This is a genomic window from Pseudomonas sp. P7548 (genome assembly GCF_013386585.1).
In the GTDB taxonomy this organism is placed as follows: Bacteria; Pseudomonadota; Gammaproteobacteria; order Pseudomonadales; family Pseudomonadaceae; genus Aquipseudomonas.
Genome location: NZ_JACARO010000169.1, coordinates 1 through 740, shown reverse-complemented (window position 1 = coordinate 740; position 740 = coordinate 1). Strand labels below are relative to the sequence as shown.

The 740-nt window shown below is 63.2% G+C and carries 1 protein-coding gene and 1 pseudogene; both read left to right on the top strand.

The window, feature by feature from the left end; all coding sequences use genetic code 11:
* A pseudogene (locus HX803_RS31960) lies at positions 1 to 240 on the top strand (hypothetical protein); the annotation flags it as partial.
* A gap of 12 nt (positions 241 to 252) precedes the next feature.
* Positions 253 to 740: DUF2092 domain-containing protein (locus HX803_RS31955; RefSeq protein WP_178926052.1), on the top strand; the 488-nt coding region annotated here is incomplete at its 3' end.

Here is a 740-nt window from a genome sequence, read left to right as displayed (position 1 = left end):
CCGGGGCAATGGCGGGTGGGCATGACGCCCAATGTCACCGTCAACTGGAAAGCCGAAGGTGGCAACAAGGTCAACTTCCCCATCGGCATCGGCGCCGGACGCATCGTCAATTTCGGCAAGTTGCCGGTGCGCATTTCCGGTGAAGTGCAGTACTCGGTGATCCACGCTGACGACCTGATCAGCAGCCGCTGGAATTTCCGCGTGTCGTTTATCCCGGTGATCCCCACTTTCATGCTGTGAACGAGGTGCGCCATGTCGCGTTTTCATCGCACACGCAGGGTCGTAATCCTTGGCCTACTGGTTGCTTGCAGCAGCGTCTGGGGCGAAGAAATGGAGCCCCGCGCCCTCACCGCCCTGGACCAGATGGGGGCCTACCTGCGCAGCCTGCAACAGTTTCGTATCGACGCCAGCAGCCACACCGACCAGGTACTGGAAAACGGCCAGGTCATCGAGTTCAGCCACCGCACCCGGTTGCTGGCCCGCCAGCCCGACAAGCTGCACGTCTCGGTTGAAAGCGACGGCAAGCGCCGCAGCCTGTTCTACAACGGCAAGCACTTCACCCTCTACGACAGCCGCAGCGGTTACTTCGCCAGCCAGGCTGCACCGGCCAGCATCGGCGGCCTGCTCGACCAACTGAGCGAGCGCTACCGCATCGAGCTGCCCCTGGCGGACCTGTTCCGCTGGCACCCGGGCACGGCCAAGGAAGTCGGCATTACCAGCGAGCTGCTGCTCGGCGACGA